Here is a 25,320-nt window from a genome sequence, read left to right on the forward strand (position 1 = left end):
GTGGCGCCCGGCCGGCCGGGCCAGACCGGCCGTCACCTCGACGGGCGCCGCACGCTTCTCGCCGCGCGATACTGCCGCGCCAGGACGCCGAGGGCGGCAGGGACCGACGGTCGCGCCCCGCCGTGCAGGAGGGAACCTCCCTTGCGCCGTACGGCCTGGAGGTGGAGAACCTGGAGGGAGATCAGGGCTCGCAGAAACGGCCGGTAGGGCGCGTCGACCAGATCAGGCAGCCCCCGGCACGCGGTGAGCGCGGTCTCGGCGAGACCGGCCTGCGCGCCGACCAGCCGCCCCAGAGCGGGCACGCATGCCTGCGACTTGCCGCGCAGGTCCTCGACGGTCAGCCCGTACCGGTGAAGTTCCTCGCGTGCGATGCCGATGCGGCCCTGCTCGGCGTCCTCGGCGAGATCGGCCAGGAAGTCGACGCGCTGCCACCCCTCGATCAGCGCCCGGCATCCCTGGAGGAACAACTCGTCCACACCTGCCTGCGGCGCCGGCGCGATCAGCGACGCGGTGAGCATCAGGGCGGGTAGCGAGTAACCGTCGATGTAGGCCTGGTAGTCGGCCTCGCTGTCGAAGCCGGTCCATTCGGCCTCGACGGGCGCCCCGTCCAGGAAGTCGTGCACGCGCGCAGCCGTGTGCGGGCATCGGCGTGCGGTGTCGGCGAGCGCCCGGAGCAGAGCGGACGCGGGAGCCCCCGGGCCGGGGCCTGCATCGAGTGCCGCCGTGACCTCACGGTGCCATGAACCCAGTGCTTCCTTGCGGGCGCCGACCTCTCCGGCGTCGATCCGCTCGTCGGTTTCGTGCATGAAGGCGACCATGGCGACGACGGACGGATGCAGCTTCGCGGGGAGCAGCAGCCGGGTGGCGAGGTACTGGTGGAGGGCGAACTTGCGTACCAGGTCGCGCTGGGCGTCGTAGGCGCGCCGCAGCGTCGGGTCAGTGATGCCGGCCTCGGTCAGGGCCGCGGGCCATCGGGGCACTGCTCTCCTTCGGTTGGTGGTTCTGGTACGGGTACGGGCGGTCAGCGGTCCAGGAGGACGCGGGCCGTGCGCAGCAGGACGTGGGCGCGGGTGAGGGTTCGCGGATGCTGTCGCATGTGGACGACGTCCATGTAGGCGCGGTTGATCTCGGGGTCCCGGACCGATGCTCGGGTGATCTTGTCGCCCACCCAGCGGATCAGGGGATAGCCGCGGGGGTAGGGACCGGTGACGTGAGGCTGGGCCAGGTCGGCGGTCGTCGACAGTTTCCACCCCGCGTCGACGAAGACGTCCGCGCGACGGAAGTAGTCCCAGGCCGGAGCATGCGGCGCGGCTCCGGAGCGCAGGTACCCGGCGAGCGCGCCGGCCTGCAGAGCGGCGAGGGTGAGCCCCTGCCCGTAGACCGGGTTGACGCAGGCCATGGAATCGCCCGCCGCGACCAGTCCGCCCGGGAAGCGACTTGTCGCACGGAACAGGCGGCGCCGGCTCTCGCGGAAGTGGAACGTGCCGACGTCGCCCTGCAGCGCGCAGTGCTCGGCGACCTCCCGCAGCGGGGCGATGCAACGGCGCATTCTGGCGACGAACTCCCGTGGGTCCCTGGTAGGGCGGTGACCGGCGTAACCGGCCAGGACGACCGTCCACCGGCTGTTCTCGACCGCCGCGAGTGCTCCGGGTTCGCAGCGTGCGGGCTGGTAGCCGCTGTCGGGTCCCGGGGCGGAGTGGGCGATCACTGTCCCCGGGAGTTCGCTGCCCCGCTGGAATGCGGCCGTGGCGTAGCCGAGGTCGATCCGCATCCGCTCCACGGGCGGCACGGGCCACCCCTCCTGGTCGAGCCAACGGCTGAGCGGACTCGACCGGCCCATGGCATCGACGACGAGGTCGGCGGTGAGCGTCGTCACGCGCTCGGGCTCGTGTTCGTGCCCGGCCGGGGTGTAGCGGACGCCGCACACGCGGTCGCCTCGGATCAGGAGTCCTTGTCCGCGGCCGGCGAGGAAGCGCACGTTGGGCAGGTCCCGGGTGCGCCGTCGTACGGTGCGCTCGATGAACGGGCGCGTGGCGCCGAGCATGTCGACGTCGTCCAGGGGTGGGCGTGGCCTGCCGTCGACGTAGAACCGGACCGCCGGGCCGCTGCCGACCAGGGCACCGCCCGCGGTCATCTCCCCGGTGATGCCGGGAAACCAGCGTTCCAGCTGTGCGTGCCCCATCGCGAGCAGGGCGTGCAACTGCTGCCGGTGCGGTGCGCCTGAGCCGACTGCCTCACCGTCGAGGTGGTCCGGTTCCACGATGACGACCTCTTCGGCGAAGTCGCTCAGCACGCGGGCCGCCAACAGGCCCGCGTAGCTTCCACCAAGCACAACTGCCCGTTGCACGGCGCTCCCCTCCGAGCCCGTGACGGCTCAGCTCCGTTCGAATGGGTGCGTCGCTGGGAAGAGCGACCCGACGGGACACTATCGTGCCGCTGCGCGGGTCCGGGGCGCTCCTTCGCCCTCCTGGGCGGAGCGGACCACCTGTAGCGACGAGTCCACCAGGGGGGAGCGGAGGGCCCGGGCCAGGCGCACCAGTCGGGTCCTCTCCTGGGCGGCGGGCGTGTTCTTTCCCGGGGCGAACAGCGCGGGCCCGGCAGAAGCGGCCGGTGCCGCGCCGTCAGGGCCTGCCGCCTGAAGGCGTTCGACCGCGTCACGCAGGACTGCGGCCGTGGCGGCGGCTTCGAGTTCGTGGGGGGTCAGGCCCTTCTTGCCCAGGCCCAGTTCGCTTCGGAAGGCGTCGGACTTCATGGCCTCGCCGTACAGGCCCGCGACGGCCTGCACCGGCAGGTCGCTGATCCAGGCGCGCCGTTCCAGCTGCCGGATCCCGTCGAGGATCTCGATCACTCGTCGATGAAGCGTCCACCGGACGTTGAAGATGCGATTGGGCTTGGATCGCTCGGGACCGGCTGAGGCTTGCCGGTCGCCGTGCTCCGACCGGCGGTGCCCCGGGCCCAGGGACAGCTCCTGGTCGACCCCCGCGACGACGAGATCCCACAACGGCTGCAGAACCGCGATGTCCCGACGTTCGCCGAGCCACTTGCTCAACGCCGCTCCGGAGACTCCGTAGCACGTCATGATGGATCCCGCGACGCCGAAGGCGGAGCCCAGCACCCCCACGTCGTCGAGTTGGTGGTGACCGAGGGCGGCGGCTGCGGCTGCGGGCGCCGAACACGCCACGTACCCGGACGTCACGAGCATGCTGCGCCCGTACCAGCGGACGGAGTGCATGATGGCCTTGTCGTCGGCCCGCGCACGGCGCGTGCGACGCCATGTGTGCACCGTTCCGCAGGTGAGCATGGTCAGGAACACACTGAGGAAGACCTGCACCTGCGGATGGTTCACCTGGTCGGTGTTGAACTTGAGCGGATCGGCCGATCGGCCGAGATCCGTGGTCACAAACGCGACGACCATGACCGCGAAGGAGATGCCGTAGGCGACCGCCCAGGCCGTGATCCGCCGCCGGACCCGCCACGGCTGATCCGACCGGGACGGGGTCCACAAGATCGTCAAAAGGTGCTGCGTCCCGAAGCACAGGAGGATGCCCAGGTAGATCGGCAGCGTGGGGAACCACGGTTGACCGGTCGCCGAACCGAGACTCCGGTATCCGAGAGGAGAGGCGACCACGTAGACGATGCCGCCCAATCCGTGGGTGGCAACCTGCAGGGCCAGCGCGAAAGAAGGGGAACGTACGAAAGCGGAGGCCTTCCAGACGGCGATCGTCAGATGGAGGCCGGCGATGACCAGGTAGACAGTGGTCGCGCTGCTCTCAGACACCAGTCCTCCGGTGAGTGAAGCTGAAGGCGAAGCCGTGTGCGTCGGACTCCTGCAGCGCGATCTTGCGGTCCAGTGCCACGGTGGCGAAGGCCTCGACCTTTCGCTCGACCGGCGAGTCGTAGTGAGACCGCTGGAAGAAGGCGGTGACCGTATCGGGGTTGAGCGCCGGTGTGAGCTGGACCGCCAGCTCCCTCGACAGCGGGCTGCCGTTGCCCGCCCCGACGGGCACCCTGACGTCCTCCGCCTTGTCGAAGAGGAAATGCCCCAGTTCGTGGGCGATGGAGTTCACCTGAGTGAGTTCGCTGGCGTACTCGTCGACCGCGATGTAGTCCTGGTCCGGGGTGGCGAGAGAGAACGCGCTGACGGTGGGCGGCATGTCGATGTACAGTACAGAGATGGGGTTGCCGCGCCGTTCGGCGACGAGCTCCACCAGACCGTCGATGCTCTGGACGCTTGAGAGGCCCAGGTCTCTGCGGATCTGCCGGGCAGCCGCATGGGTTTCGCGGCGTATGGCGAGCTCTTCCCTGACCGTGCCCATCCAGCGGGGCCACTGCGGTCGCCGACGGCCCGTTCTCACGATCGGCTGCATCCTCGTTCCCCTCCGCCCGGGACCGCGGCCACCGCACGCCGGCCGAACCCATGGGGCCGAACCCGCGGACCGCCACGGCACCTTGCGTCGACGAGGGCGGCGGTCCGCGCGGCGCGGTGACCATGTCCGGGTGGCGCGGTACCGCAGGAGTGACGCCACTGCCGGCGAGCCGATCGATGCGCGGCGCCCGGTCGCAGGAGCCGTGCCCGGCGCGCGGCTCGAAGGCCCGCTCGTACGGCCCCGGTGGCCGCTCCTGCGGCGGATCGCGCGATCCACCCCGTCATCCGATCTCCTCACCCTGCCCCGACCACACCCCGGAAACCGCGTTCAAGTCACCAGACCCGGACAGTGTTTCAAAGCGTGTCGACCAACGCGTCGTCAACTATAGGTCCGGAACGCCGAGGGGTGGGCCGCGCACGGTGGCCGAAGCGATCCCTCGTACGGCAAGCCGGCCGCGCACCCGGGCCGACGGCCCTGCCGCGCCCGGCGCAGGCGCAGGCGGGAGCAGGCGGGTCCCTGAGGAAATCTCGAGCTGTTCTGCAGTTCTGGCACCCGATGTCATGACAGACAGTAGTTTTTCCATGACACGAGACGAGTCGATCTCAGGCGCCCACCTCTGGTGACCGGCAGCCTCAAGGAGCCAATGTGCCCGACGAAGCGTTCAGCATCGACAAGCGGCCCCTGCGAGATCTGCTGCGGCAGGTCGAGGTCGGCAAGGCGCAACTGCCCGAGTTCCAGCGGGGCTGGGTGTGGCCCTACCCGAACATCGCCAGCCTCCTCGCGTCGATCTCGCTGAGCTATCCCGTCGGCACCGTCATGTTGCTCAAGGCGGGTGGCGACGTCCGGTTCAAGTACCGGCCCATCGAAGGGGCCACCCCGGCCGGCGACCCCGAGCCCGACACGCTCGTACTCGACGGGCAGCAGCGGCTGACGTCGCTGTTCCAGTCCCTGAAGCTGAAAGGTCCGGTGGTCACCCAGGACCTGCGCAAGCATCAGGTGTCGGGCTGGTTCTACGTCGACATGGTTCAGGCTCTCGACGAGAACAGCGACCGCGAGGACGCCATCCGGTTTCTGCCGGAAACGCGCAGGGTCCTCAACTTCCGGGGGCAGGTCGTCGAGGACTACTCGACTCCCGAGCGCGAGTACGAGGCACATCTCTTCCCGCTTCACGCCGTCTTCGACGGCGGCGACTGGGGTTACGAGTTCACTGACCACTGGGACGGTGACAAGGACAAGCGCACCTTGTGGCGCGACTTCAACGAGGCGTTCGTCCGCCCCTTCGACCGCTACCACGTACCCGTCATCGAACTCGGGCAGGCGACTCCTCGCCAAGCTGTGTGCCAGGTGTTCGAGAAGGTCAACACCGGCGGTGTCACCCTGACCGTCTTCGAGCTGCTGACCGCCACTTACGCGGCGGACGAGTTCGATCTACGCGACCACTGGGAGCGGGAATGCCGGGCTGCCTGGAAGGCGCCCGAGTACCGCATCCTTCGCGAGGTCTCGAACACGGACTTCCTCCAGGCGGTCACCCTGCTGGCCACGGCCGAGCGGCGCGGGCGCGAGGCCGAACGCGGGACGGAGGAGGAGCGACTGCCACGCATCGGCTGCAAGCGCAAGGACATGCTCGCCCTCGCGCTGGAGGACTACGTACGCTTTGCGCCGTCCGTCATCGACGGGTTCAAGGCGGCGGCGAAGTTCCTGCACCGGCAGTTTCTCTTCGATACGAAGTTCCTGCCTTACGGGACTCAGCTGATACCGCTTGCCGCGATCCTGGCCCTGGCCGGAGATGCCGCACAGAGCGCCGGGGCTCAGCACAAGCTCGCCCGCTGGTACTGGTGCGGTGTGTTCGGGGAGCTTTACGGCGGCTCGACCGAGACGCGCTTCAGCCAGGACTTGCCGGATGTCGTCGACTGGATCCGCGAGGATGCGGCAGAGCCCCGGACCGTCACCGCCGCGCAGTTCGCCCCAGGACGTCTGCTGACTCTGCGTACGCGCAACAGCGCCGCCTACAAGGGGATTTACGCACTCCTGCTCAAGGCGGGGGCCCTGGACTGGCGCACCGGAGAGAAGGCCGAGGTCACCGGGTATTTCGACGAGTCCATCGACATCCACCACATCTTTCCCAAGACGTGGTGCGAAAAAGCCGGGTACGCCCCCGCCGACTACAACTCGATCATCAACAAGACCCCCTTGACCGCTCGCACCAACCGAATCATCGGAGGGGCAGCCCCCTCCGACTACCTGGGTCGTCTGGTCAGGACCGCCCAGACCCCTCACGAGAGCGTCGCCGAACGCATTCGCTCCCACCTGGCCCAACCGGAACTCATGGCCACCGACGACTTCGACGGATTCTTCACCGCCCGCAGAGCGGCGCTGCTCCGCAGCATCTCGGACGTGATGGGCAAGCCGATCCTGGACGACGAGCCGGGTGCCGAGGATCCGGGGGTCAGTCTCGACACAGCGGATGACACCGACGATCTGTGATCAACGAGATCCTCGTACGCACAGTGATCAACCCGGTGAAGCAAACATCGGCCCGGCCACGCTCCTTCGCACGTACGGCTACGTCGAGTGCGCCGCTGCCCACGCCTACGGCGAACAGGCCCTGCAGGCGGTGTCGGCGACGGGTGGGTCGCCGTGCACGCGCCGACCTCGCTGCGGACGGCAGCACCCACCTGAGCGTCGCCCGCGAACTGCACACCGCCGGCCGCCCGGACGAGGCCCTGCGATGGGCGGCACGCGGCATCGAGGAAACACCCGACGACGTCTCGGCCGGCTGCCGGCAGGTCGAGCGGGCACCGGCCCTCGTGCTGCCGCGCGCCGACGCCGGGCAGCGACAGCATGCGCGACTGCCATCGCCGCCTGGGCACCGAAGACGAGTCCAGGCACGGCCTATGACCCCGCCGGAAAATCGGTGGCGCCCGAGTACGCGCGCATCTAGGTTGGGATGGCTTCGGGCAGCGGCTGCTGGCCGCCGCTGTCGACCGGGTGAGGAACGGGAGGTGTGACCGATGGCTGTCTCTGTGATGGGTGCTGCCGGCATCCAGAAGTTCATCAAGTCCACCTCCGCGGCCACCGGCTGACGACTTCTCTGACCTCACCGCGCACGACGCGCGTATGCCGGGGCCCACCCTTGTGAAGGGTCTCCCTTGACTTCCAGCTTCGTGTTCTCCGCCTTCTCCGCTCTCGCTCCCTACGGCTGGGACGAGGCATGGGCGGACCATTTCGCACCCTACGACTCCGAAGGCCTGCTGCCCGGACGGGTGGTCCGCGTCGACCGCGGTCAGTGCGACGTCGTCACCGCCGACGGCGTCGTACGGGCCGACACCGCCTTCGTCACCCCGCACGACCCGCTGCGCGTCGTGTGCACCGGCGACTGGGTCGCCGTCGAGCCCGGCGGAAACCCACGCTACGTACGGACGTATCTGCCGCGCCGCACCGCCTTCGTGCGCTCCACCTCCTCCAAGCGGTCCGACGGGCAGATCCTCGCCGCCAACGTCGACCACGCCGTCGTCGCCGTGTCGCTCGCCGCCGACCCCGACCTCGGCCGCATCGAACGCTTCCTCGCCCTCGCTTGGGAGTCCGGCGCCCAGCCCGTCGTCGTCCTCACCAAGGCCGACCTGGTGCCCGACCCGGTCACCCTGGCCCACCTGGTGCAGGACGTCGAGACGAGCGCGCCCGGTGTGGCGGTGCTCCCCGTCAGCGCCCTGCACGGCGAGGGGCTCGACGTCCTCGTCGCACTGGTCGGCTCCGGTACGTCCGTGCTGCTCGGCCAGTCCGGCGCGGGCAAGTCCACGCTGGCCAACGCGCTCGTCGGCGCGGACGTCATGGACGTACGGGCCGCGCGGGACGTCGACGGCAAGGGCCGGCACACCACGACCACCCGCAACCTGCTCGCCCTGCCCTCCGGCGGGGTCCTCATCGACACGCCCGGGCTGCGGGGCGTGGGGCTGTACGACGCCGAGAGCGGCGTCGGCCAGGTCTTCGCCGAGATCGAGGAACTGGCCGGGCGGTGCCGTTTCCATGACTGCGCGCACGACAGCGAGCCGGACTGCGCGGTGCGCTCCGCCGTGGAGAGCGGGGAGCTTGCGGTGCGGCGGCTGGAGAGCTACCGGAAACTCGTGCGGGAGAACCAGTGGATCGTGGCGAAGACGGACGCGCGGGTCCGTGCGGAGCTGCGGCGGGACTGGAAGAGGAGGGGTGCCGTCGGCAAGGCCGCGATGGAGGCCAAGCGAGGACGATTCCGTTAGGCGCCGTGTGCTGCGGCCGGCCGGGGACGGGCGTCGCCCCAGTGGCACGGCCGCCCCGGCGGCGCGCCTCCCCGCGGCCCCAGCGCGACGTCCGAATCCCGCTGGCCCCACCCTGCTCCCCGCCCCACACTGGAACACGTGATGGACGAGGACACCAGGTACGAGGCGGTGCGGAGTCGGGACGGGCGGTTTGACGGGGTCTTCTTCTTCGCCGTCGAGACCACCGGGATCTACTGCCGGCCCAGCTGCCCGGCGGTGCCGCCGAAGCGGCGCAACGTGCGGTTCTTCCCGACGGCCGCCGCCGCACAGGGCTCGGGGTTCCGGGCCTGCCGGCGGTGCCGTCCCGACGCCGTGCCGGGGTCGGCGGAGTGGAATGTGCGGGCGGACGCCGTGGGGCGGGCCATGCGGCTGATCGCCGACGGTGTGGTGGACCGCGAGGGCGTCGCCGGGCTCGCCGCGCGGCTCGGGTACAGCGCCCGGCAGGTCCAGCGGCAGCTCACCGCGGAGCTGGGCGCCGGGCCCGTGGCGCTCGCCCGGGCGCAGCGGGCGCACACCGCGCGGGTGCTGCTGCAGACCACCGTCCTGCCGGTCACGGAGATCGCGTTCGCGTCCGGGTTCGCCAGCGTGCGGCAGTTCAACGACACCGTCCGGGAGGTGTACGCCTCGACGCCGACCGAGCTGCGGGCCGCCGCCCACCGCGGCCGGGGCGGTGCGCGGGGCCGGCGGATGCGCCGGCCCGCGCCGGGCGCCGGGATACCGCTGCGGCTCGCCTACCGCGGCCCGTACCAGGCCGGCGCCGTCTTCGACCAGCTCGCCGAGGAGGCGGTAACCGGAGTCGAGGAGGTTTCCGGCGCGCCGGGCGGCCGTACCTACCGGCGCACGCTGCGGCTGCCGTACGGCACCGGGCTCGTCGCCGTCGAGGAGCGCACCCGGGGGTCCAGGGGCAACGCCGCCACCCGTCCGGGCGGCTGGCTGGACGCGCGGCTGCATCTCACCGACCCCAGGGACCTCACCACCGCCGTGCAGCGGCTGCGGCGCCTGTTCGACCTCGACGCCGACCCGTACGCCGTCGACGAGCGGCTCGGCGCCGACCCGCGGCTGGGTCCGCTGGTCGCCGCCCGGCCCGGACTGCGCTCGCCCGGCACCGTGGACCCGCTGGAGCCGGCCGTCCGCGCCCTGGTCGGCAGGGAGGGCGCACAGGAGCTGGTGCGCCGGTACGGCAAGGTGCTCGACGCGCCCTGCGGCAGCCTCACCCGTCTCTTCCCCGAGCCCGCCGTCCTCGCCGAGGCCGGGCCCGGCGGCCCGCTGGGCGCGCTGGCCGCCGCCCTGGCCGACGGCACCGTACGGCTGGATCCGGGAGCCGACCGGGACGACGCGCAGGAGGCCCTGCTCGCCCTGCCCGGCATGGACCCGGCGACCGTCGCCGCGCTCCGTGTGCGCGCCCTCGGCGATCCGGACGTCGCCCCGCCCGGCGCGCAGGTGCCCGACGACTGGCGGCCCTGGCGCTCGTACGCCGTCCAGCATCTGCGCAGGGCAGGGGAGTGGAGCCGATGACCGGCGTGTACTGGGCCCGACTGGAGGCTCCCGTGGGCCCGTTGCTGCTCACCGCCGACGCGGACGGGGCGCTCACCTCGCTGTCCGTGCCCGGGCAGAAGGGCGGGCGGACGGTGCGGGACGGCTGGCGGCACGACACCGGTCCGTTCCGCGCCGCCGCGGACCAGCTCGCCGCCTATTTCGCCGGTGAGCTCAGGGAGTTCCGGCTGCCGTTGAGCGCTCACGGCACCGAGTTCCGGCACCGGGTGTGGGCGGCGCTGGACGAGGTGCCGTACGGTGCCACCGCCACCTACGGCGAGATCGCGGCGCGTATCGGCGCACCGCGCGCGGCGGTTCGCGCCGTCGGCGGCGCGATCGGCGCCAACCCCCTGCTGATCGTGCGCCCGTGCCACCGGGTCATCGGCGCGAACGGGGCGATGACCGGGTACGCGGGCGGAGTCGAACGCAAGGTGTGGCTGCTCACGCTGGAGGGCGCGCTCGCCGCCGGCGCGCCCTGACGCGGGCCCGTGGCCCGGAAGATCCGGTCCAGGTGGCAGGTGAGGACGGCGGTGGCGGAGTACGCGTCCCGCCGGCCGGCCAGGACGCCGGTGCCGGACCCGGCGGACATGGGCCGGCAGCCCGACGGCCTCGGTGCGGGGGTTGACCCCGGGCCGCAGAGGGCTGGAGCAGCCGGTCCTGGTCGTGCCGGAGCCGTGCGCCGTGATCAGGGCCGGTGTGTGCGCGCCTCTCGCATCCGCCGGCCCGTGCCGCAGCCCCTGACCGAGGCCGAACCGGGCGCCATCCGCACGCCGTCGTACCTGGTGCTCGGCAGGCGCAGCCCCCTGGTGCACCCGGACCGGCAGGCCGAGCGCGTTCCCCGCCTGAACCCGGGCGCCAGGCCCGAGATCGTCTCCCGCGCCGGCCACGGCCCGCAGACCGACCACGCGGAGCAGGCCAACCGCCTGATGCTGGACTTCACGAACTCCGCCGGACGCGGCCAGCCGGTGGTGCGCCAGCCGTCCTGCGGGGCTGGTCCGCGGTCGGCCGCGCGGGTCGACGGTGGCCGGGCGGCCGAGCCGCCGTGACGCCGGACGCGCGGGCTCCGCCTCGCCGCATACGGCCATGACGGTCGCCCGGCACGCCGCCCGCGCCCCGCACATCGGCTCCGCGCCCCGGGGCAGCCGTCCGACGTCCGTTGCGCCGAGCGGGTGGACCGCCGCCGAAGGTGCGGCGGCGCGGCCCGGCCGTGTGGCACGGTCTGCTCCGACGAGCCACGGGGAAGGACGGGTGCGGAGATGGCCGAGGTCGGACGGGCCCTAGCGGTGCTGCTGTTGGCGATACTGCCGGGCACGACGGCACCGGCCGTCGCGGAGCCGGCGCCGCCGCCCTGGACCGGCAGCTGGGAGACCGCGCCGTCGGGCACCGCCGCCGCGCTGCCCGGCGCCGCCGTCCGCAACGTGGTCCACCTGAGCGTCGGCGGCACGGCCGTGCGCATCCGGCTCAGCAACCGTTTCGGCACCGCGCCCCTGCACCTCGGCGCGGTCACCGTCGCGCTGCGCACGGCCGGTGCGGACGCCGTGCCGGGCACCCTGCGCACCGCCACCTTCCAGGGCGCCCCGAGTGTCACCGTCCCGCCCGGCCAGGACATGGTCACCGACCCGGTGCCGCTGTCCGTCCCGGCCGCCACCGACCTCCTCGTCACCGTGTACACCCCCGCCGACAACGGCCCCGCGACCTACCACCAGACGGCCCTGCAGACCAGCTACCTGGCCCCGGCGGGGGCGGGCCGGGCCACCGACGAGAACGGCACCGCGTACACGACCGCCATCAGCCGCTGGTACTACGTCACCGGGGTCGACGTCCTCGGCGGCGCCGCGGGCAGCATCGTCGCGTTCGGCGACTCCCTCACCGACGGAAACGGTTCCACCCCCGACACCAACCACCGCTGGCCCGACCGGCTCGCCGAACAGGTGCGCGCGGACCGGCTCGGCGTCCTCAACGCCGGCATCTCCGGAAACCGTCTGCTGCACGACGGCGCCGGTCCGAGCGCCCTCACCCGCCTGGACGCCGACGCCCTGGACCGGGCCGGGGTACGGGTCCTGGTCGTCCTGGAGGGCATCAACGACATCAAGGGCACACCGACCGCCGACGACGTCACCGCGTACGCCGACGCCTACCGCACGCTCGTCGCCCGCGCCCACGCCCGGGGCGTCCGGGTCGTCGGCGTCACCCTCACCCCGTACCGCGGCTTCCCCGCGTACACCGACGCCCGCGAGGCGGTACGGCAGCGGGTGAACGCCTTCATCCGCACCGGCGGCGCCTTCGACGCGGTCGCCGACGCCGACGCCGCCCTGCGCGACCCCGCCGACCCGACCCGCCTCCTGCCCGCCTACGACCCCGGCGACCACCTGCACTTCAACGACACGGGCATGGCGGCGGTCGCGGACACGGTCCGCCGGGCGCTCGCCGCAGTGGCCCGGTGACACCGGTTTCCGGCGCACGGTGACACCGGTTCCCGGACCCGGGTGCGGGGGGCGTGGTCCGGCGAGGCGGTGGGCGTCGCCGGTCCGGTTCGTCCGCGTCTGCCCTAGGGCGGTGACGGGTCAGCCCCACAGCACCGTGCCCAGCCACGCCCCCGCGATCAGCAGGCGTGCGACGTCGCCGGGTGGTCCTCCCGTGGGGGGCGGGCCGCCCGGCGGCCGTCCACCGTCATCTCCCGTTTGCCGTACGGCTGTTCACTCCCTCACCCGACGCGCCGTGCGGCGGGGCCGATGCGCCGGATTTTCCCGATGAACCGTTTTCACACCGCCCGTGCGGTGGACAATGAGCGGCATGAGCCAGCAGGGGGGAAGGCCCGCCCGTCCTGAGGACGACTGGTGGGGACAGCTGTACGACGACTCCACCGAGGACACCGGACCCACGGCCGCACCCGATTCCCTGGACGACCGGTTCGCCTCCGCGAAGCGCACGGTGACGGGCCGGCCGGTCCCGCCACCGTCGGGCGGGCCGGGACCGGGCACGCGGGCCGGAGCCGCCGCCGGTGCGGCCGGCAGCGCCGACGTGCCGGACCGTGGGGACCCCCCGGGGAACACGCCGGCGGGCCGGACCACACCGCCACCCCAGCGCACCCCGTGGGAACCGCCCCCGACCCGCCGCGAACCACCCCGACCGACCGACGGCCAACCCCCCGCACCCCCCACGGAACCGGCGGCGCGGAACCCGTCGGCACCCACCACCCCACCCCCTCGGCCCCAGGATCCGTCCACGCCCGCCGCAGACACCGCGCAGGAGCAGCCCCCGGCCGCGCCGCCCACCGGCCGGTCCGAGCAGGATGCGCCCGCGCCCGCGTCGCCCCCGGAGCCGGAGAAGCCGTCAGCGCCCGCCGCGCCCGCCGCGCCGCTGGATCGCCCAGCGCCCCGCGAACGCACCGCGCAGGAGGGGAGCCCTGCCTCGCCCGCAGCCCCGCTCACCGGCTGGTCCGCGCAGGATGCGGCCGGGCCCGACTCGCGCGCTCGGCCGCAGGGTCTCCCGGAGCCCGTCTCGCTCCCCGGGCCGCAGGACACGCCGGCGCACCTCTCGTCTCCGCAAGCGCCCCCGGCAGCCGCCACCCCCGACCCGCCCGAGCCCGCCGCTTCCGCACCCCCGCCCGCGCCGGCCACCTCACCCGCGCCCTCGCCCATCACTGCGTCCCCTCCCCCCTCCTCCCTGGACCACGTCGGCTCCGGTCCGCCCACCTACGACCCCGAGCCGACCGCGCTGCCGGCCGCCGATCCCGAGGGGCTGGGGGAGTTGGTGGCGGACACCGTGTTGGACGGGGCCCGGTACGGCGCGTGTACGTTGCGGGCCGTGTCGTTGCGCGGGGACTCGGCGCGGTACCGGGGCGAGCCGCGGCGGGACTCGCTGCTGACCGCCCGGTTCGGGACGGGGGAGCAGGCGCTGGTGCTGGTCGCCATGGCGACCGGGGTGCGGGGCACGCCGGGCGCGCATCTCGTGGCGGCCGAGGCGTGCCGGTGGATCGGGTGGGCCGTGGGCCGCAGCCGTCACCGGCTGGTGGCGGACATCCGGGCCGCCCGGTGCGGCGACCTGAAGTCGGGCCTGCACCGGCTGACCGACCGCAGCCTCGGCAAGCTCCGGGTGAGCGCGGTGGAACGGGGCGTCGACCCGGGGGAGTACACGGCGAGCCTGCGCTGTCTGCTGCTGCCCGCCGACCCCGACTGCCGTACGCGCGTGTTCTTCGGGGTCGGCGACGGCGGCCTGTTCCGGCTGCGGGACGGGGAGTGGCAGGACCTCGAGCCGCGCGTCATGTCCGACGACGGCAGCGGTGCGTCCGTCGCCGGCTTCGGCTCCCCACCGGCAACGCCCGCGAAAACGTTTGCCGAGACACCCGGGGGCGACCGGCTCACCATGGATCTCGGCATCCCGACCCCGCCGAGCCCGTACGAGCCGGCGCCGGAGCCGCCCCGCGAGCCGTTCCGGTTCCGAGCCTCGGTGGCCCGCCCGGGTGACGCGCTGGTGATGTGCAGCGCGGGCCTCGCCGACCCGCTGCGCGGCGAGGCCGCCCTCTGCGCCTATCTGGCCCGCCGCTGGTCCTCACGCACCCCGCCGGGCCTCGCCGCGTTCCTCGCCGACGCCCAGGTGCGGGTCAAGGGCTACGCCGACGACCGTACGGCGGCGGCCGTGTGGGAGGCGTAACCGCTGCCGCGGATGCGGGTGCAGAAGCCCGGGCAGCGCACCGGCACGCGCACCGGCACGCGCACCGGCGCGCTCAGGGACGCCCGCAGGGACGTCCCTCAGGCCCGAGGGACCGGCCCGGGTGGGCATCGACACCGGCCCCGGCGCCCCGTCCGTCGCGCCGAAGATCAGCGCCGAGACGGTCACCCCGTGCGCGCTGCCGGCCTCCCGCGCACGGCACCGCGCCCCTGAACCCGCCAGAACGGGAGCGGATTTCGGCCACTTTCACGGCGTGTGACGGTGTGCCGACGGCCGGTGCCGGACGCATCTGCCTTGCCGTCCCGGGGCGTCCGTGGCGCCCAGCGCCCTACGGGAGGCCGGCGAGGCGGGTGCGGCGCGGCCCGGCGGGCGGTCCGGACCCCGTACGGCCGTGGCCGAACCTCCGGTCATCGGGCATCTGCCAGGACTGCCCGGGTTCGTGCTGGGCAAGCATCCTCCGTGAACGTGTTCGACCAGGAGGGGCAGGGTCCAGCGGCGTGCGGGCGGGGGTCATGAAGAGTCAGGCACGAGGGGGCGGTCCCGCGGTCGTCGGGGGCTCCTCGGCGACGACGGGGGAAGAGGCCGACACCACCACGGAACACGCGCACCGGCTCCGGCGCAGGCTGGGGCGGGCGGATCTCGGGGCGGTGCCCGTGGCCCGCCGGGAGTTGCGCGATCTGCTGCGGCACTGGGGCAAACCGGGCCGCTCGGAGATCGCCGAACTGCTCACCAGCGAACTGGTCACCAACGCGCTCGTCCACACCGACGACGACGCGGTCCTCACGGCCGTGGTGGAGCGGGGCGGACTGCGCGTGGAGGTACGGGACTTCGTGGCCCGCAGACCGGATCTGAGAGGCCCGGACACGGACGACGACACCCACGGGCGCGGTTTGCTGCTGGTGCAGTCCCTCGCGGACGCCTGGGGCGTACGGCCGCACGGGGTGGGCAAGTCGGTGTGGTTCGAACTGGGCGCCGAGGCGGCGTGAGGCTTCGCGACGGGCGGGAAGGCCGGTTCTTCGGGTGCGGTTCGCCGTGGCCGGTCGCTCCCGTGGCCTCGCGCCTGTCAGGAAGGCGCAGTCGCGTCGCCCGGAAACGCGCCGGGGACGTGACCCGTGCGGTCATGCCCCCGGCGCGTCGGCGTGACGGACCTAGCCGAACTGCTGCTCCAGGTCCTTCAGCTTGCGCTCCAGGGAGTCCAGGCGGGGCAGGGCCATGGTGTCGTCCTCGGCGGTGAGGTCGACGGTCACCTGCTCAGCGGACGCGCTGCGGACCGGCTGCAGGGAGGGCCGGGCGCGTACGGGCAGTTGTTCCGCGGTGGATATGGCAGGCTCCGCGGTCGCCGGGGCGGGGCCACGCTCCACCGCCTGCACCTCGACCTGCCGGGCGCCGCGGCCGACGAAGCCGCGGTGGCCCCGGCTGATGGCCTTCAGCTGGGCCCGCTCGATCCGCTGCTGATCGCGTCGGCGCTGCCGCGTCTCCTCCTTCTGCCGCCTGTCCTCGCGGGCCTCCTCCACGGCCTCGTCCAGGCTGCGCACGCCCTCCAGGAGCATCAGCGACCAGGCCCGGTAGGTCTCGCGGGGGGCCCGCAGCCAGCGGACGATACGGATCTGCGGCAGCGGACGCGGCACCAGGCCCTGCTCGCGCAGCGCGGCCCGTCGGGTCTGCTTCAGCGCGCGGTCGAACAGGACGGCCGCCGACAGCGACATACCGGAGAAGAACTGCGGGGCGCCCGCGTGCGCGGCGCCCCGGGGCGCGTGCACCCAGTTGAACCACGCCGCGGCGGCGGCGAACAGCCACACGAGGATCCGGGAGCCGAGGGCGGCGTCACCGTGGCTGGCCTCGCGCACCGCGAGGACGGAGCAGAACATCGCCGCGCCGTCCAGGCCGAACGGCACCAGGTACTGCCAGCCGTCGGTCAGTCCCAGGTTCTGTTCGCCGAAGCCGACGAGGCCGTGGAAGGACAGGGCGGCGGCGACCGCCGCACAGCAGAACAGAAGGACGTACGAGGCCGTGCCGTAGATGGCCTCCTTGCGTCTGCGGCGCTCCTCGCTGCGCTCCCACGAGTCGTCCGCGCTGGCGTTCTCCCCGGAGGAGCGCTTGCCGCGCGCGAGCACCGCCACCGCCGCCAGCATCCCCAGGAGCAGTACGGCGCCCGGAAGCAGCCAGTTCAGCGATATGTCGGTCAGTCTCATCAGGGGTCCCTTGCATTGGGATAGGGCGTAACGCCCGCCATAGTGGCCCACTCCCGAGGGCCCTCAGGGGGTTTCGGGGCAAGAGGCCGCCAAGGAAGTGCAAGGGGATGTCCAGGGCGGCGTTCTGCTCGAACTGCCGCGTGAGCGTTGGGAATTGAGTTCGAATAAGACTACCCGGACGCGCGGTTCCGCGGAAATTTTCCGTGACGGGTGGGGAGCGTGTGAATCACCTGTTCCGGGATCCTCATAGGTAAGCCTTGCCTTATTTCCTCGGGGGTGAATTGGAACTCCCGCCTCGGGCGCCTAAGGTGCTTGACGGACAAGCGACAACCCGCCGTTAATGACCCAAGTGCCGACAAGCCCGCCAGGAGGAGCCGTGAAGCAGAGCGCACAGGGCTCCGCCGAGGCGGGGACACCGGAGCGCCGGAGGCCCGGCGCCGCCCGGGTGCCCGCGCAGGCGCGCGCGGAGGACGCCCCGGACGGCTGCCGCGAGCGGGACACCGCCCTGCCCGGCGCGCGCGGCGAGCACACGCACAGTGAGCGGCCGATTGCCGGGCCGCGGCCGGCGGTGCAGCGCTCCTCGGTGCGCGGGCAGATCCTGGACGCGCTGCGGACGGCGCTGGTCACCGGGGAGCTGAAGCCGGGTGAGGTGCACTCGGCGCCGGTGCTCGGCGAACGGTTCGGTGTCTCGGCCACGCCCGTGCGCGAGGCCATGCAGCAGCTCGCCCTGGAGGGCGCCGTCGAGGTCGTGCCCAACCGAGGCTTCCGGGTCGTCGAGCGGGGGGCGCGGGAGCTGGCCGAGCTGGCGGAGGTGCGGGCGCTCATCGAGGTGCCGGTGTTGCTGCGGCTGGCCCGGACCGTGCCGGGCGAGCGCTGGGCCGAGCTGCGTCCGCTCGCGGAGGAGACGGTACGGGCGGCGGCGTCCGGCTGTCCGGCGACCTACGCGGAGTCCGACCGGGCCTTCCACCGGGCGCTGCTCGCCCTGTCGGGCAACGAGCAGCTGGTCCGTATCGCCTCGGATCTGCACCGGCGGTCGCAGTGGCCACCGGTTCGGCGCGGCCGGACGTCTCTCGTGGCGGACGCGGCGGACCACATGGCGCTGCTGGACGCGCTGATCGCCGGGGAGGCGGACGTGGTGCGGGGGCTGGTGGAGGAGCACTTCGCGGGCGCGTGCTGAGCGGGTGCGGGGAGCGCCGTCGAGGTCCAGGCCGTCGCCGGGGCACGGGGAACCGCGCGATCAGCGCCGCCGGCCGCACCCGGTGACGAGACGGTGCCCGCCCCTACGCCGTGGCCACCCCCGGCGCCGGTGGGGACAACTGCCGTGCCAGCCAGGTCGGTACACCCCCGAGCAGCCGAAACAGACGGCGCGCCTCCTCCCGTAGCCGGGAGGCCTCCGGCTCGCACTCCGCGTCGGCCAAAGAGGCCAGCGCAGGGGCCGTACCCACCAGATAGCCCAGTTCCTCGCGGATCCGCAGGGATTCGGCGAAGCCGTGCCGGGCCTCGGCCAACTCGCCCTCGCGCAGCGCGAGTCCGGCAAGGTGACGCCACGTGAAGGACAGCAGCAGCGGGTCCGCGTGCGCGGCGGCGCCCGCGTGCGCCCGGCGGTACGCGGCGCGCGCCGCCTGCGCGGAGCGGGTCAGGTTCTCGGCGATCAGCCCCCGGCGGAAGTCCAGCAGTGCCCGGCCCGGCGCGCCCGGAGCGATCAGCGCCGCCGCCCGGCCGAGTGCTGCCCGCGCCTCGTCCGCGCGGTCCCGCACCCCGTGCAGCGTCGCCGTGTAGGCGAGTTGACCCCGCTCGCACGCGGCGGCCCCCCGCTCCTCGTCGGTGTGCGCGAGTGCCTCCGCCGTCCGCAGGGCGTCCTCCGCCTCCTCCCAGCCCCGCTCGGTGTACAGGCACCGTTCGACCAGCAGCACGGCCCGCTGCAGGGCCGTGGCGGGAGTGTCGGGCGGTAGCAGCGCCGCCGCGTCAGCCCAGCAGGCCCGCGAGCGCAGCCGCCATACCGCGGTCTGGAGCGGATCGTCACCTGGGGTCGTTCCGTTACCAGACATGGCGGTATGCGCCACGTTGCCCTCCCCGAGCACGCCATCGAGCTGTTGAGTGGTGGCGGCATTCCAGCACCAATCGCGGGGCCGGGCCAAGAGGGTGGGTGAAAGATTTCACAAAGTCGTGGGGTGCGCGCGGGGCGGGTTGTGGCCGTCGCGGCCACCGCGCGCCCCCGCTGACCTCAGCTCATCCGCAGGGCCAGGAAGAAGTCCAGCTTGTCCTCCAGCCGCGACAGGTCCCGTCCCGTCAACTGCTCGATGCGGCCGACCCGGTAGCGCAGCGTGTTGACGTGCAGGTGGAGCCGGGTGGCGCAGCGGGTCCAGGAGCCGTCGCAGTCCAGGAACGCCTCCAGGGTGGGGATCAGCTCCGCCCGGTGGCGGCGGTCGTAGTCCGTCAGCGGGTCCAGGAGGCGGGCGGTGAAGGCCCGGCGGACGTCGTCCGGGACGAACGGGAGCAGCAGGACGTGCGACGCCAGCTCCTGGTGCCCGGCCGCGCAGACCCGGCCGGGGCGGGCCGCCGCCACCCGGCGGGCGTGCCGGGCCTCCTCCAGGGCGCCGCGCAGGCCCTCCGCCGAGTGCACGGCCGCGCTGACGCCGAGAGTGAGCCGCCCGTCGCCGTCCAGGCCCGCCGACAGGGTCTCGCGCACCGACTGCAGCAGGGAGTCGGCCAGCAGACCGGTCTCCGAGCCGTCGTGCTCGGCGGAGACCGCCGGGAGCGGGACGAGCGCGATGGCCTCGTCGCCCGTGTGCGCGACGGCGATCCGGTCCGAGGGCTCGGGGCCGGTGGCCAGCGGGTCGACCAGCACCTCCTCCAGCAGTGACTGGGCGACCGGGCCGCCCTCGACCTCCCCGCCGTCCCACTCCACGCGGGCCACCACCACCTGCCAGTGCGGGGCCGCCCCGAGCCCGGGCAGCAGCACCGGCGCGGCCACCCGCAGGCGGGCCGCGATCTCGGCCGGCGCGGCCCCCGTCTGCACCAGCTCCAGCACCTCCTGGGCGAGCCGGCGCCGCACCGTGCGCGCCGCGTCCCGGCGGTCGCGCTCGACGGCGATCAGCTGGGTCACGCCCTGCAGCAGGTCCAGGCGCTCCTCGGGCCAGTCCCCGGCGTCCGCATCGACGGCCAGCAGCCAGTCCGACAGCACCGTCTCGCGCACGTCCCGGGCCGCCTGCGGGGTCCGGCCCAGGGAGCGGATCGGGAACAGCGAGTACGTCGTACCCCCCAGCAGGACACGGTGCGGGCCGCGCCGGCCGGTGCGGGTGGCCGCCAGGTGCTCGGCGGCGAGCTTCGCGCAGGTCTGCGCGGGCAGCGCCGGGCCCGCCACCTTGGAACCGGCGATCAGCCGGCCGGTGGGGGAGAGCACCCAGGCACGCAGGTCGAGGTCGGAGCAGAGCAGGTCCAGGACCACGTCCGGGCCGCCGCCCGCCGGGCCCGAGGTCATCATCCGCCGGTGCCGGTCCACGACGGCCGCCAAGTCCCCGGCGCGCTCGCCGGAGACCTGGCGTACGACGTACTCGGTGATCGTGGCGAAGGCCACCGACTCGTGCACGGCGAACAGCGGCAGCCGGTGCTTGGCGCAGGCCAGGACCAGGTCGTCCGGGATGTCGCCCAGCTCCGCCTCGCCGGCCGCGAGCGCCGCCACCCCGGCCTGCACCAGGATCCGTACGAACGGCTCGGAGTCGCCCGCGTCCCGGCGCCAGGCGAGGCCGGTCAGCACCAGCTCGCCCCCGGAGAGGTAGCGGCTCGGGTCGCGCAGGTCGGTGGTCATGACCCCGCGCACCGACCGGTCCAGTTCCTCCTCACCGCCGAGCAGCCGCAGGCCCAGCGCATCGGTGTCCAGAAGTGCGCGCAGCCGCATCTCGTCGCCGCCGTTCTTTGTCTCGAAACCTACGATGGATCTTGGAGGGTGACGGAGTAGGACCCGCACGGGCCGCACAGGGCACTCTCCCGGGGTCTCCGCGCTGTTTCCTGTGTTTCCCCAGGAAATCGGAGAGGTTACCGATGACCTCCGTTCATACGAATCTACAAGATGCCCGGTGTGGCCAGCCAACTCCTTCATGGTTTCGGTGACTGACCGTGCCGGAGTACGGGGCGGTGTACTGAGTCCACTCCGCGTTAACAGCACGTGAACGAGCCGGGCCCGCCGCACACGGATTGGCTCAATCTGTACGACCCATGAGACCAAGAAGAGAGCCGGTCATGGACTTCCTTCGCCCCGCCAGCTGGGAGGAGGCGCTCGCCGCGAAGGCCGAGCACCCCACCGCTGTGCCGATTGCGGGTGGCACCGATGTGATGGTCGAGATCAACTTCGACCACCGCCGGCCCGAGTACCTGCTCGACCTCAACCGCATCGGCGACCTCACCGAGTGGGAGGTCGGCGAGGAGAGCGTACGGCTGGGTGCCTCCGTGCCGTACACCAAGATCATGGAGAACCTCCGTGCCGAGCTGCCGGGCCTCGCGCTCGCCTCGCACACGGTCGCCTCCCCGCAGATCCGCAACCGCGGCGGCGTCGGCGGCAACCTCGGCACGGCCTCGCCCGCCGGTGACGCCCACCCCGCGCTGCTCGCGGCCGGCGCCGAGGTCGAGGTGGAGTCGGCGGCCCGCGGCACCCGCCTGATCCCGATCGACGAGTTCTACACCGGCGTCAAGCGCAACGCGCTCCAGCCCGACGAGCTGATCCGCGCCGTCCACGTCAAGAAGGCGGACGGCCCGCAGCAGTACTCGAAGGTCGGCACCCGCAACGCCATGGTCATCGCCGTGTGCGCCTTCGGCCTCGCCCTGCACCCCGAGACCCGTACGGTCCGCACCGGCATCGGCTCGGCCGCCCCGACCCCGGTCCGGGCCAAGGCCGCCGAGGAGTTCCTGAACGCGGCCCTGGAGGAGGGCGGCTTCTGGGACAACGGAAAGATCATCACCCCGTCGGTCGCCAGGCAGTTCGCCGCGCTGTGCTCGGCCGCCTGCAACCCGATCGACGACGTCCGGGGCACCGCGAGCTACCGCCGCCACGCGGTCGGCGTCATGGCCCGCCGGACGCTCACCTGGACCTGGGAGTCGTACCGCGGCAACCACCGCACCATCGAGGGAGCTGCGTGATGCGCGTCAACTTCACCGTCAACGGACGTCCGCAGGAGGCCGACGACGTCTGGGAGGGCGAGTCCCTGCTGTACGTCCTGCGCGAGCGCCTCGGCCTGCCGGGCTCGAAGAACGCCTGCGAGCAGGGCGAATGCGGTTCCTGCACCGTGCGCCTGGACGGCGTCCCGGTCTGCTCCTGCCTGGTCGCGGCCGGTCAGGCCGAGGGCCGCGACGTCGTGACCGTCGAGGGCCTCGCGGACTACGCCAAGCAGCGCGAGGAGCACGGCGGCTGCGCCACCGGAGCCTGCGGCACGTCCCTGCAGGACGCCCGGCAGTGGAAGGCGAAGGGCACCGACTCGCAGACCGGCGAGGGCACCGGACTCTCCCCGGTCCAGCAGGCGTTCATCGACGCCGGCGCCGTCCAGTGCGGCTTCTGCACCCCGGGTCTGCTCGTCGCTTCCGACGAACTCCTGGAGCGCAACCCGAACCCGTCCGACGCGGACATCCGCGAGGCGCTGTCGGGCAACCTGTGCCGCTGCACGGGCTACGAGAAGATCATGGACGCGGTCCGCCTGGCGGCCGCCCGTCAGTCCGAGGAGGTCTGACATGCCCGCCAACGGCGCCCCTACGAAGATCACGCAGGGTTCTCAGACCAAGGGCGGCATCGGCGAGTCCACGCTCCGCCCGGACGGCACCCTCAAGGTCACCGGCGAGTTCGCGTACTCGTCCGACATGTGGCACGAGGACATGCTGTGGGGCCAGATCCTGCGCTCCACCGTCGCCCACGCCGAGATCGTCTCGATCGACACCTCCGAGGCCCTGGCCACCCCGGGTGTCTACGCCGTCCTGACCTACGACGACCTGCCCACCGAGGTGAAGAACTACGGCCTGGAGATCCAGGACACCCCGGTCCTGGCCCACGGCAAGGTGCGCCACCACGGCGAGCCGGTGGCGCTCGTCGCCGCCGACCACCCGGAGACGGCCCGCCGCGCCGCCGCCAAGATCAAGGTGGCGTACAAGGAGCTGCCCGTCATCACCGACGAGGCCTCCGCCACCGCGCCGGACGCCATCCTGATCCACGAGGGACGCGACGACCACCACGCAGGCCACGTCCCGCACCCGAACATCGTCCACCGCCAGCCGATCATCCGCGGCGACGCGGACCGGGCCGCCAGGCGCGCCGACGTGATCGTCAGGGGCGAGTACACCTTCGGCATGCAGGACCAGGCCTTCCTCGGCCCCGAGTCCGGCCTCGCCGTGCCCGAGGAGGACGGCGGCGTCCACCTCTACATCGCCACCCAGTGGCTCCACTCCGACCTGCGCCAGATCGCGCCCGTCCTCGGCCTGCCCGAGGAGAAGGTGCGCATGACGCTGGCCGGCGTCGGTGGCGCCTTCGGCGGCCGCGAGGACCTGTCGATGCAGATCCACGCCTGTCTGCTGGCGCTGCGCACCGGCAAGCCCGTGAAGATCGTCTACAACCGGTTCGAGTCCTTCTTCGGACACGTCCACCGCCACCCGGCGAAGCTCTACTACGAGCACGGCGCCACCAGGGACGGCAAGCTCACGCACATGAAGTGCAGGATCGTCCTGGACGGCGGCGCCTACGCCTCCGCCTCCCCGGCGGTCGTAGGAAACGCCTCCTCCCTGTCGGTCGGCCCGTACGTGATCGACGACGTCGACATCGAGGCCATCGCCCTCTACACCAACAACCCGCCCTGCGGCGCCATGCGCGGCTTCGGCGCGGTCCAGGCGTGCTTCGCCTACGAGGCGCAGATGGACAAGCTGGCGAAGAAGCTGGGCATGGACCCGGTGGAGTTCCGGCAGCTGAACGCCATGGAGCAGGGGACCATCATGCCGACCGGGCAGCCGGTCGACTCCCCGGCCCCGGTCGCCGAACTGCTGCGCCGCATCAAGGCGATGCCGATGCCGCCCGAGCGCCAGTGGGAGTCCAGCGAGGGCGCCGACGTACGGCAGCTGCCCGGCGGTCTGTCCAACACCACGCACGGCGAGGGCGTCGTACGCGGCATCGGCTACGCGGTCGGCATCAAGAACGTCGGCTTCTCCGAGGGCTTCGACGACTACTCCACCGCCAAGGTGCGCATGGAGGTCATCGGCGGCGAGCCGGTCGCGACGGTGCACACCGCGATGGCGGAGGTCGGCCAGGGCGGTGTCACCGTCCACGCGCAGATCGCCCGCACCGAGCTCGGCGTCACCCAGGTGACCATCCACCCGGCCGACACCCAGGTCGGCTCCGCCGGCTCCACCTCGGCCTCCCGGCAGACCTACGTCACCGGCGGTGCCGTGAAGAACGCCTGCGAACTCGTCAGGGAAAAGGTCCTGGAGATCGGCCGGCGCAAGTTCGGCACCTACCACCCGGCCTGGGCGACCGCGGAACTCCTGCTGGAGGGCGGCAAGGTCGTCACCGACGGCGGCGAGGTCCTCGGCGACCTGGTCGACGTCCTGGAGGGCGAGGCCGTGGAGGTCGAGGAGGAGTGGCGGCACCGGCCGACCGAGGCCTTCGACCTGCGCACCGGCCAGGGCAACGGACACGTCCAGTACTCCTTCGCCGCGCACCGCGCCGTCGTCGAGGTCGACACCGAACTCGGCCTGGTCAAGGTCATCGAACTGGCCTGCGCCCAGGACGTCGGCAAGGCGCTCAACCCGCTCTCCGTCGTCGGCCAGATCCAGGGCGGTACGACCCAGGGCCTGGGCGTGGCGGTGATGGAGGAGATCATCGTCGACCCGAAGACCGCGAAGGTCAGGAACCCCTCCTTCACGGACTACCTGATCCCCACGATTCTCGACACGCCGACCATCCCGGTCGACGTGCTCGAACTCGCCGACGACCACGCCCCCTACGGGCTCCGTGGCATCGGCGAGGCCCCGACCCTGTCGTCCACGCCGGCCGTCCTCGCGGCGATCCGGAACGCGACCGGGCTGGAGCTCAACCGCACGCCGGTGCGGCCCGAGCACCTCACGGGAACCGCGTAACACCCGAATGCTCTCCGGGCGGCGCAGGGAACGTCACACACTCCGCCGCGCCGCCCGGAGGAACCCCCCTTTGAGTTCCGCACCGCTCGCGGTCCTTGAAGTACCAGGAAATTCGTTCGTCTCGGGCCGTCCCCCGGGTCGTCCATTCCCCAAATCCCGTGACCG

Annotated in this window: 18 protein-coding genes and 1 pseudogene; 12 read left to right on the forward strand and 7 right to left on the reverse strand. The window is 72.8% G+C overall.

From position 1 onward, the window contains the following. Positions 1–32: 32 nt before the first annotated feature. The 4 genes from ACZ7GZ_RS02910 to ACZ7GZ_RS02925 form a co-directional block, all read right to left on the reverse strand. On the reverse strand, positions 33–980 hold the full coding sequence (locus ACZ7GZ_RS02910; protein WP_471020412.1) for a phytoene/squalene synthase family protein: 948 nt from the start codon (positions 978–980) through the stop codon (positions 33–35). Positions 981–1,021: 41 nt separating this feature from the next. Next, on the reverse strand, positions 1,022–2,347 hold the full coding sequence (locus ACZ7GZ_RS02915) for an FAD-dependent oxidoreductase (protein ID WP_471020414.1): 1,326 nt from the start codon (positions 2,345–2,347) through the stop codon (positions 1,022–1,024). 78 nt (positions 2,348–2,425) lie between these two features. Next, positions 2,426–3,778 carry a DUF6545 domain-containing protein gene (locus ACZ7GZ_RS02920; protein WP_471020415.1) on the reverse strand — a complete coding sequence of 451 codons (1,353 nt, stop codon included), beginning with the start codon at positions 3,776–3,778 and terminating at the stop codon, positions 2,426–2,428. Continuing rightward, positions 3,771–4,355: an ImmA/IrrE family metallo-endopeptidase gene (locus ACZ7GZ_RS02925; RefSeq protein ID WP_471020416.1), complete on the reverse strand. Its 585-nt coding sequence runs from the start codon at positions 4,353–4,355 to the stop codon at positions 3,771–3,773. Before ACZ7GZ_RS02925 ends, ACZ7GZ_RS02920 begins: the two co-directional genes overlap by 8 nt. Before the next feature lie 657 nt (positions 4,356–5,012). Here ACZ7GZ_RS02925 and ACZ7GZ_RS02930 point away from each other — a divergent pair. From ACZ7GZ_RS02930 to ACZ7GZ_RS02965, 8 genes and pseudogenes are all read left to right on the forward strand, one after another. Continuing rightward, on the forward strand, positions 5,013–6,851 hold the full coding sequence (locus ACZ7GZ_RS02930) for a GmrSD restriction endonuclease domain-containing protein (RefSeq protein ID WP_471020417.1): 1,839 nt from the start codon (positions 5,013–5,015) through the stop codon (positions 6,849–6,851). Between the two features lie 665 nt (positions 6,852–7,516). Next, a complete protein-coding gene (gene rsgA, locus ACZ7GZ_RS02935) occupies positions 7,517–8,617 on the forward strand; it encodes a ribosome small subunit-dependent GTPase A (RefSeq protein ID WP_471020419.1) in 1,101 nt (366 codons plus the stop codon). Positions 8,618–8,758: 141 nt separating this feature from the next. After that, positions 8,759–10,171: a DNA-3-methyladenine glycosylase 2 family protein gene (locus ACZ7GZ_RS02940; protein WP_471020771.1), complete on the forward strand. Its 1,413-nt coding sequence runs from the start codon at positions 8,759–8,761 to the stop codon at positions 10,169–10,171. After that, on the forward strand, positions 10,168–10,668 hold the full coding sequence (locus tag ACZ7GZ_RS02945) for a methylated-DNA--[protein]-cysteine S-methyltransferase (RefSeq protein WP_471020420.1): 501 nt from the start codon (positions 10,168–10,170) through the stop codon (positions 10,666–10,668). The genes ACZ7GZ_RS02940 and ACZ7GZ_RS02945 overlap by 4 nt, the downstream gene beginning before the upstream one ends. A gap of 163 nt (positions 10,669–10,831) precedes the next feature. Further along, a pseudogene (locus ACZ7GZ_RS02950) lies at positions 10,832–11,136 on the forward strand (alpha/beta fold hydrolase); the annotation flags it as partial. 309 nt (positions 11,137–11,445) lie between these two features. Next, entirely contained in the window at positions 11,446–12,633 is a 1,188-nt protein-coding gene (locus ACZ7GZ_RS02955) for an SGNH/GDSL hydrolase family protein (protein ID WP_471020421.1), read from the forward strand. Positions 12,634–12,982: 349 nt separating this feature from the next. Beyond that, entirely contained in the window at positions 12,983–14,842 is a 1,860-nt protein-coding gene (locus ACZ7GZ_RS02960) for a protein phosphatase 2C domain-containing protein (RefSeq protein ID WP_471020422.1), read from the forward strand. Positions 14,843–15,372: 530 nt separating this feature from the next. Further along, positions 15,373–15,846 (forward strand): ATP-binding protein, encoded by a 474-nt coding sequence (locus tag ACZ7GZ_RS02965; protein WP_471020424.1) that lies wholly within the window; start codon positions 15,373–15,375, stop codon positions 15,844–15,846. 162 nt (positions 15,847–16,008) lie between these two features. Here the strand turns inward: ACZ7GZ_RS02965 and ACZ7GZ_RS02970 are convergent, their stop codons facing one another. Continuing rightward, positions 16,009–17,052, reverse strand: a complete 1,044-nt coding sequence (locus ACZ7GZ_RS02970; RefSeq protein ID WP_471020426.1) for a DUF2637 domain-containing protein — start codon at positions 17,050–17,052, stop codon at positions 16,009–16,011. 376 nt (positions 17,053–17,428) lie between these two features. Between ACZ7GZ_RS02970 and ACZ7GZ_RS02975 the strand changes: the two genes are divergently transcribed. Further along, positions 17,429–18,229 carry a GntR family transcriptional regulator gene (locus ACZ7GZ_RS02975; RefSeq protein ID WP_471020427.1) on the forward strand — a complete coding sequence of 267 codons (801 nt, stop codon included), beginning with the start codon at positions 17,429–17,431 and terminating at the stop codon, positions 18,227–18,229. Between the two features lie 103 nt (positions 18,230–18,332). Here ACZ7GZ_RS02975 and ACZ7GZ_RS02980 read toward each other — a convergent pair whose 3' ends face one another. Both ACZ7GZ_RS02980 and ACZ7GZ_RS02985 read right to left on the reverse strand, forming a co-directional pair. Continuing rightward, positions 18,333–19,100, reverse strand: a complete 768-nt coding sequence (locus ACZ7GZ_RS02980) for a hypothetical protein (protein WP_471020430.1) — start codon at positions 19,098–19,100, stop codon at positions 18,333–18,335. 176 nt (positions 19,101–19,276) lie between these two features. Then, a complete protein-coding gene (locus tag ACZ7GZ_RS02985) occupies positions 19,277–20,950 on the reverse strand; it encodes a PucR family transcriptional regulator (protein WP_471020433.1) in 1,674 nt (557 codons plus the stop codon). Between the two features lie 341 nt (positions 20,951–21,291). Between ACZ7GZ_RS02985 and ACZ7GZ_RS02990 the strand changes: the two genes are divergently transcribed. Genes ACZ7GZ_RS02990 through ACZ7GZ_RS03000 form a run of 3 tightly spaced genes read left to right on the forward strand, consistent with a single transcriptional unit; the run spans position 21,292 to position 25,155 of the window. Continuing rightward, on the forward strand, positions 21,292–22,185 hold the full coding sequence (locus tag ACZ7GZ_RS02990; RefSeq protein ID WP_471020434.1) for an FAD binding domain-containing protein: 894 nt from the start codon (positions 21,292–21,294) through the stop codon (positions 22,183–22,185). Further along, positions 22,185–22,769, forward strand: a complete 585-nt coding sequence (locus tag ACZ7GZ_RS02995) for a (2Fe-2S)-binding protein (RefSeq protein ID WP_471020437.1) — start codon at positions 22,185–22,187, stop codon at positions 22,767–22,769. Before ACZ7GZ_RS02990 ends, ACZ7GZ_RS02995 begins: the two co-directional genes overlap by 1 nt. Before the next feature lies 1 nt (position 22,770). Then, entirely contained in the window at positions 22,771–25,155 is a 2,385-nt protein-coding gene (locus tag ACZ7GZ_RS03000) for a xanthine dehydrogenase family protein molybdopterin-binding subunit (protein ID WP_471020439.1), read from the forward strand. Positions 25,156–25,320: the final 165 nt, after the last annotated feature.

The organism is Streptomyces sp. NPDC037288 (assembly GCF_055603265.1).

What these genes read in the sequence shown, in the direction of transcription:
- ACZ7GZ_RS02940 (WP_471020771.1), top strand. Translation starts at nt 8,759, where the DNA reads ATGGACGAGGACACCAGGTACGAGGCGGTGCGGAGTCGGGACGGGCGG.
- ACZ7GZ_RS02945 (WP_471020420.1), top strand. Translation starts at nt 10,168, where the DNA reads ATGACCGGCGTGTACTGGGCCCGACTGGAGGCTCCCGTGGGCCCGTTG.
- ACZ7GZ_RS02955 (WP_471020421.1), top strand. Translation starts at nt 11,446, where the DNA reads ATGGCCGAGGTCGGACGGGCCCTAGCGGTGCTGCTGTTGGCGATACTG.
- ACZ7GZ_RS02960 (WP_471020422.1), top strand. Translation starts at nt 12,983, where the DNA reads ATGAGCCAGCAGGGGGGAAGGCCCGCCCGTCCTGAGGACGACTGGTGG.
- ACZ7GZ_RS02965 (WP_471020424.1), top strand. Translation starts at nt 15,373, where the DNA reads ATGAAGAGTCAGGCACGAGGGGGCGGTCCCGCGGTCGTCGGGGGCTCC.
- ACZ7GZ_RS02970 (WP_471020426.1), bottom strand. Translation starts at nt 17,052, where the DNA reads ATGAGACTGACCGACATATCGCTGAACTGGCTGCTTCCGGGCGCCGTA.
- ACZ7GZ_RS02980 (WP_471020430.1), bottom strand. Translation starts at nt 19,100, where the DNA reads ATGTCTGGTAACGGAACGACCCCAGGTGACGATCCGCTCCAGACCGCG.
- ACZ7GZ_RS02985 (WP_471020433.1), bottom strand. Translation starts at nt 20,950, where the DNA reads ATGCGGCTGCGCGCACTTCTGGACACCGATGCGCTGGGCCTGCGGCTG.
- ACZ7GZ_RS02990 (WP_471020434.1), top strand. Translation starts at nt 21,292, where the DNA reads ATGGACTTCCTTCGCCCCGCCAGCTGGGAGGAGGCGCTCGCCGCGAAG.
- ACZ7GZ_RS02995 (WP_471020437.1), top strand. Translation starts at nt 22,185, where the DNA reads ATGCGCGTCAACTTCACCGTCAACGGACGTCCGCAGGAGGCCGACGAC.
- ACZ7GZ_RS03000 (WP_471020439.1), top strand. Translation starts at nt 22,771, where the DNA reads ATGCCCGCCAACGGCGCCCCTACGAAGATCACGCAGGGTTCTCAGACC.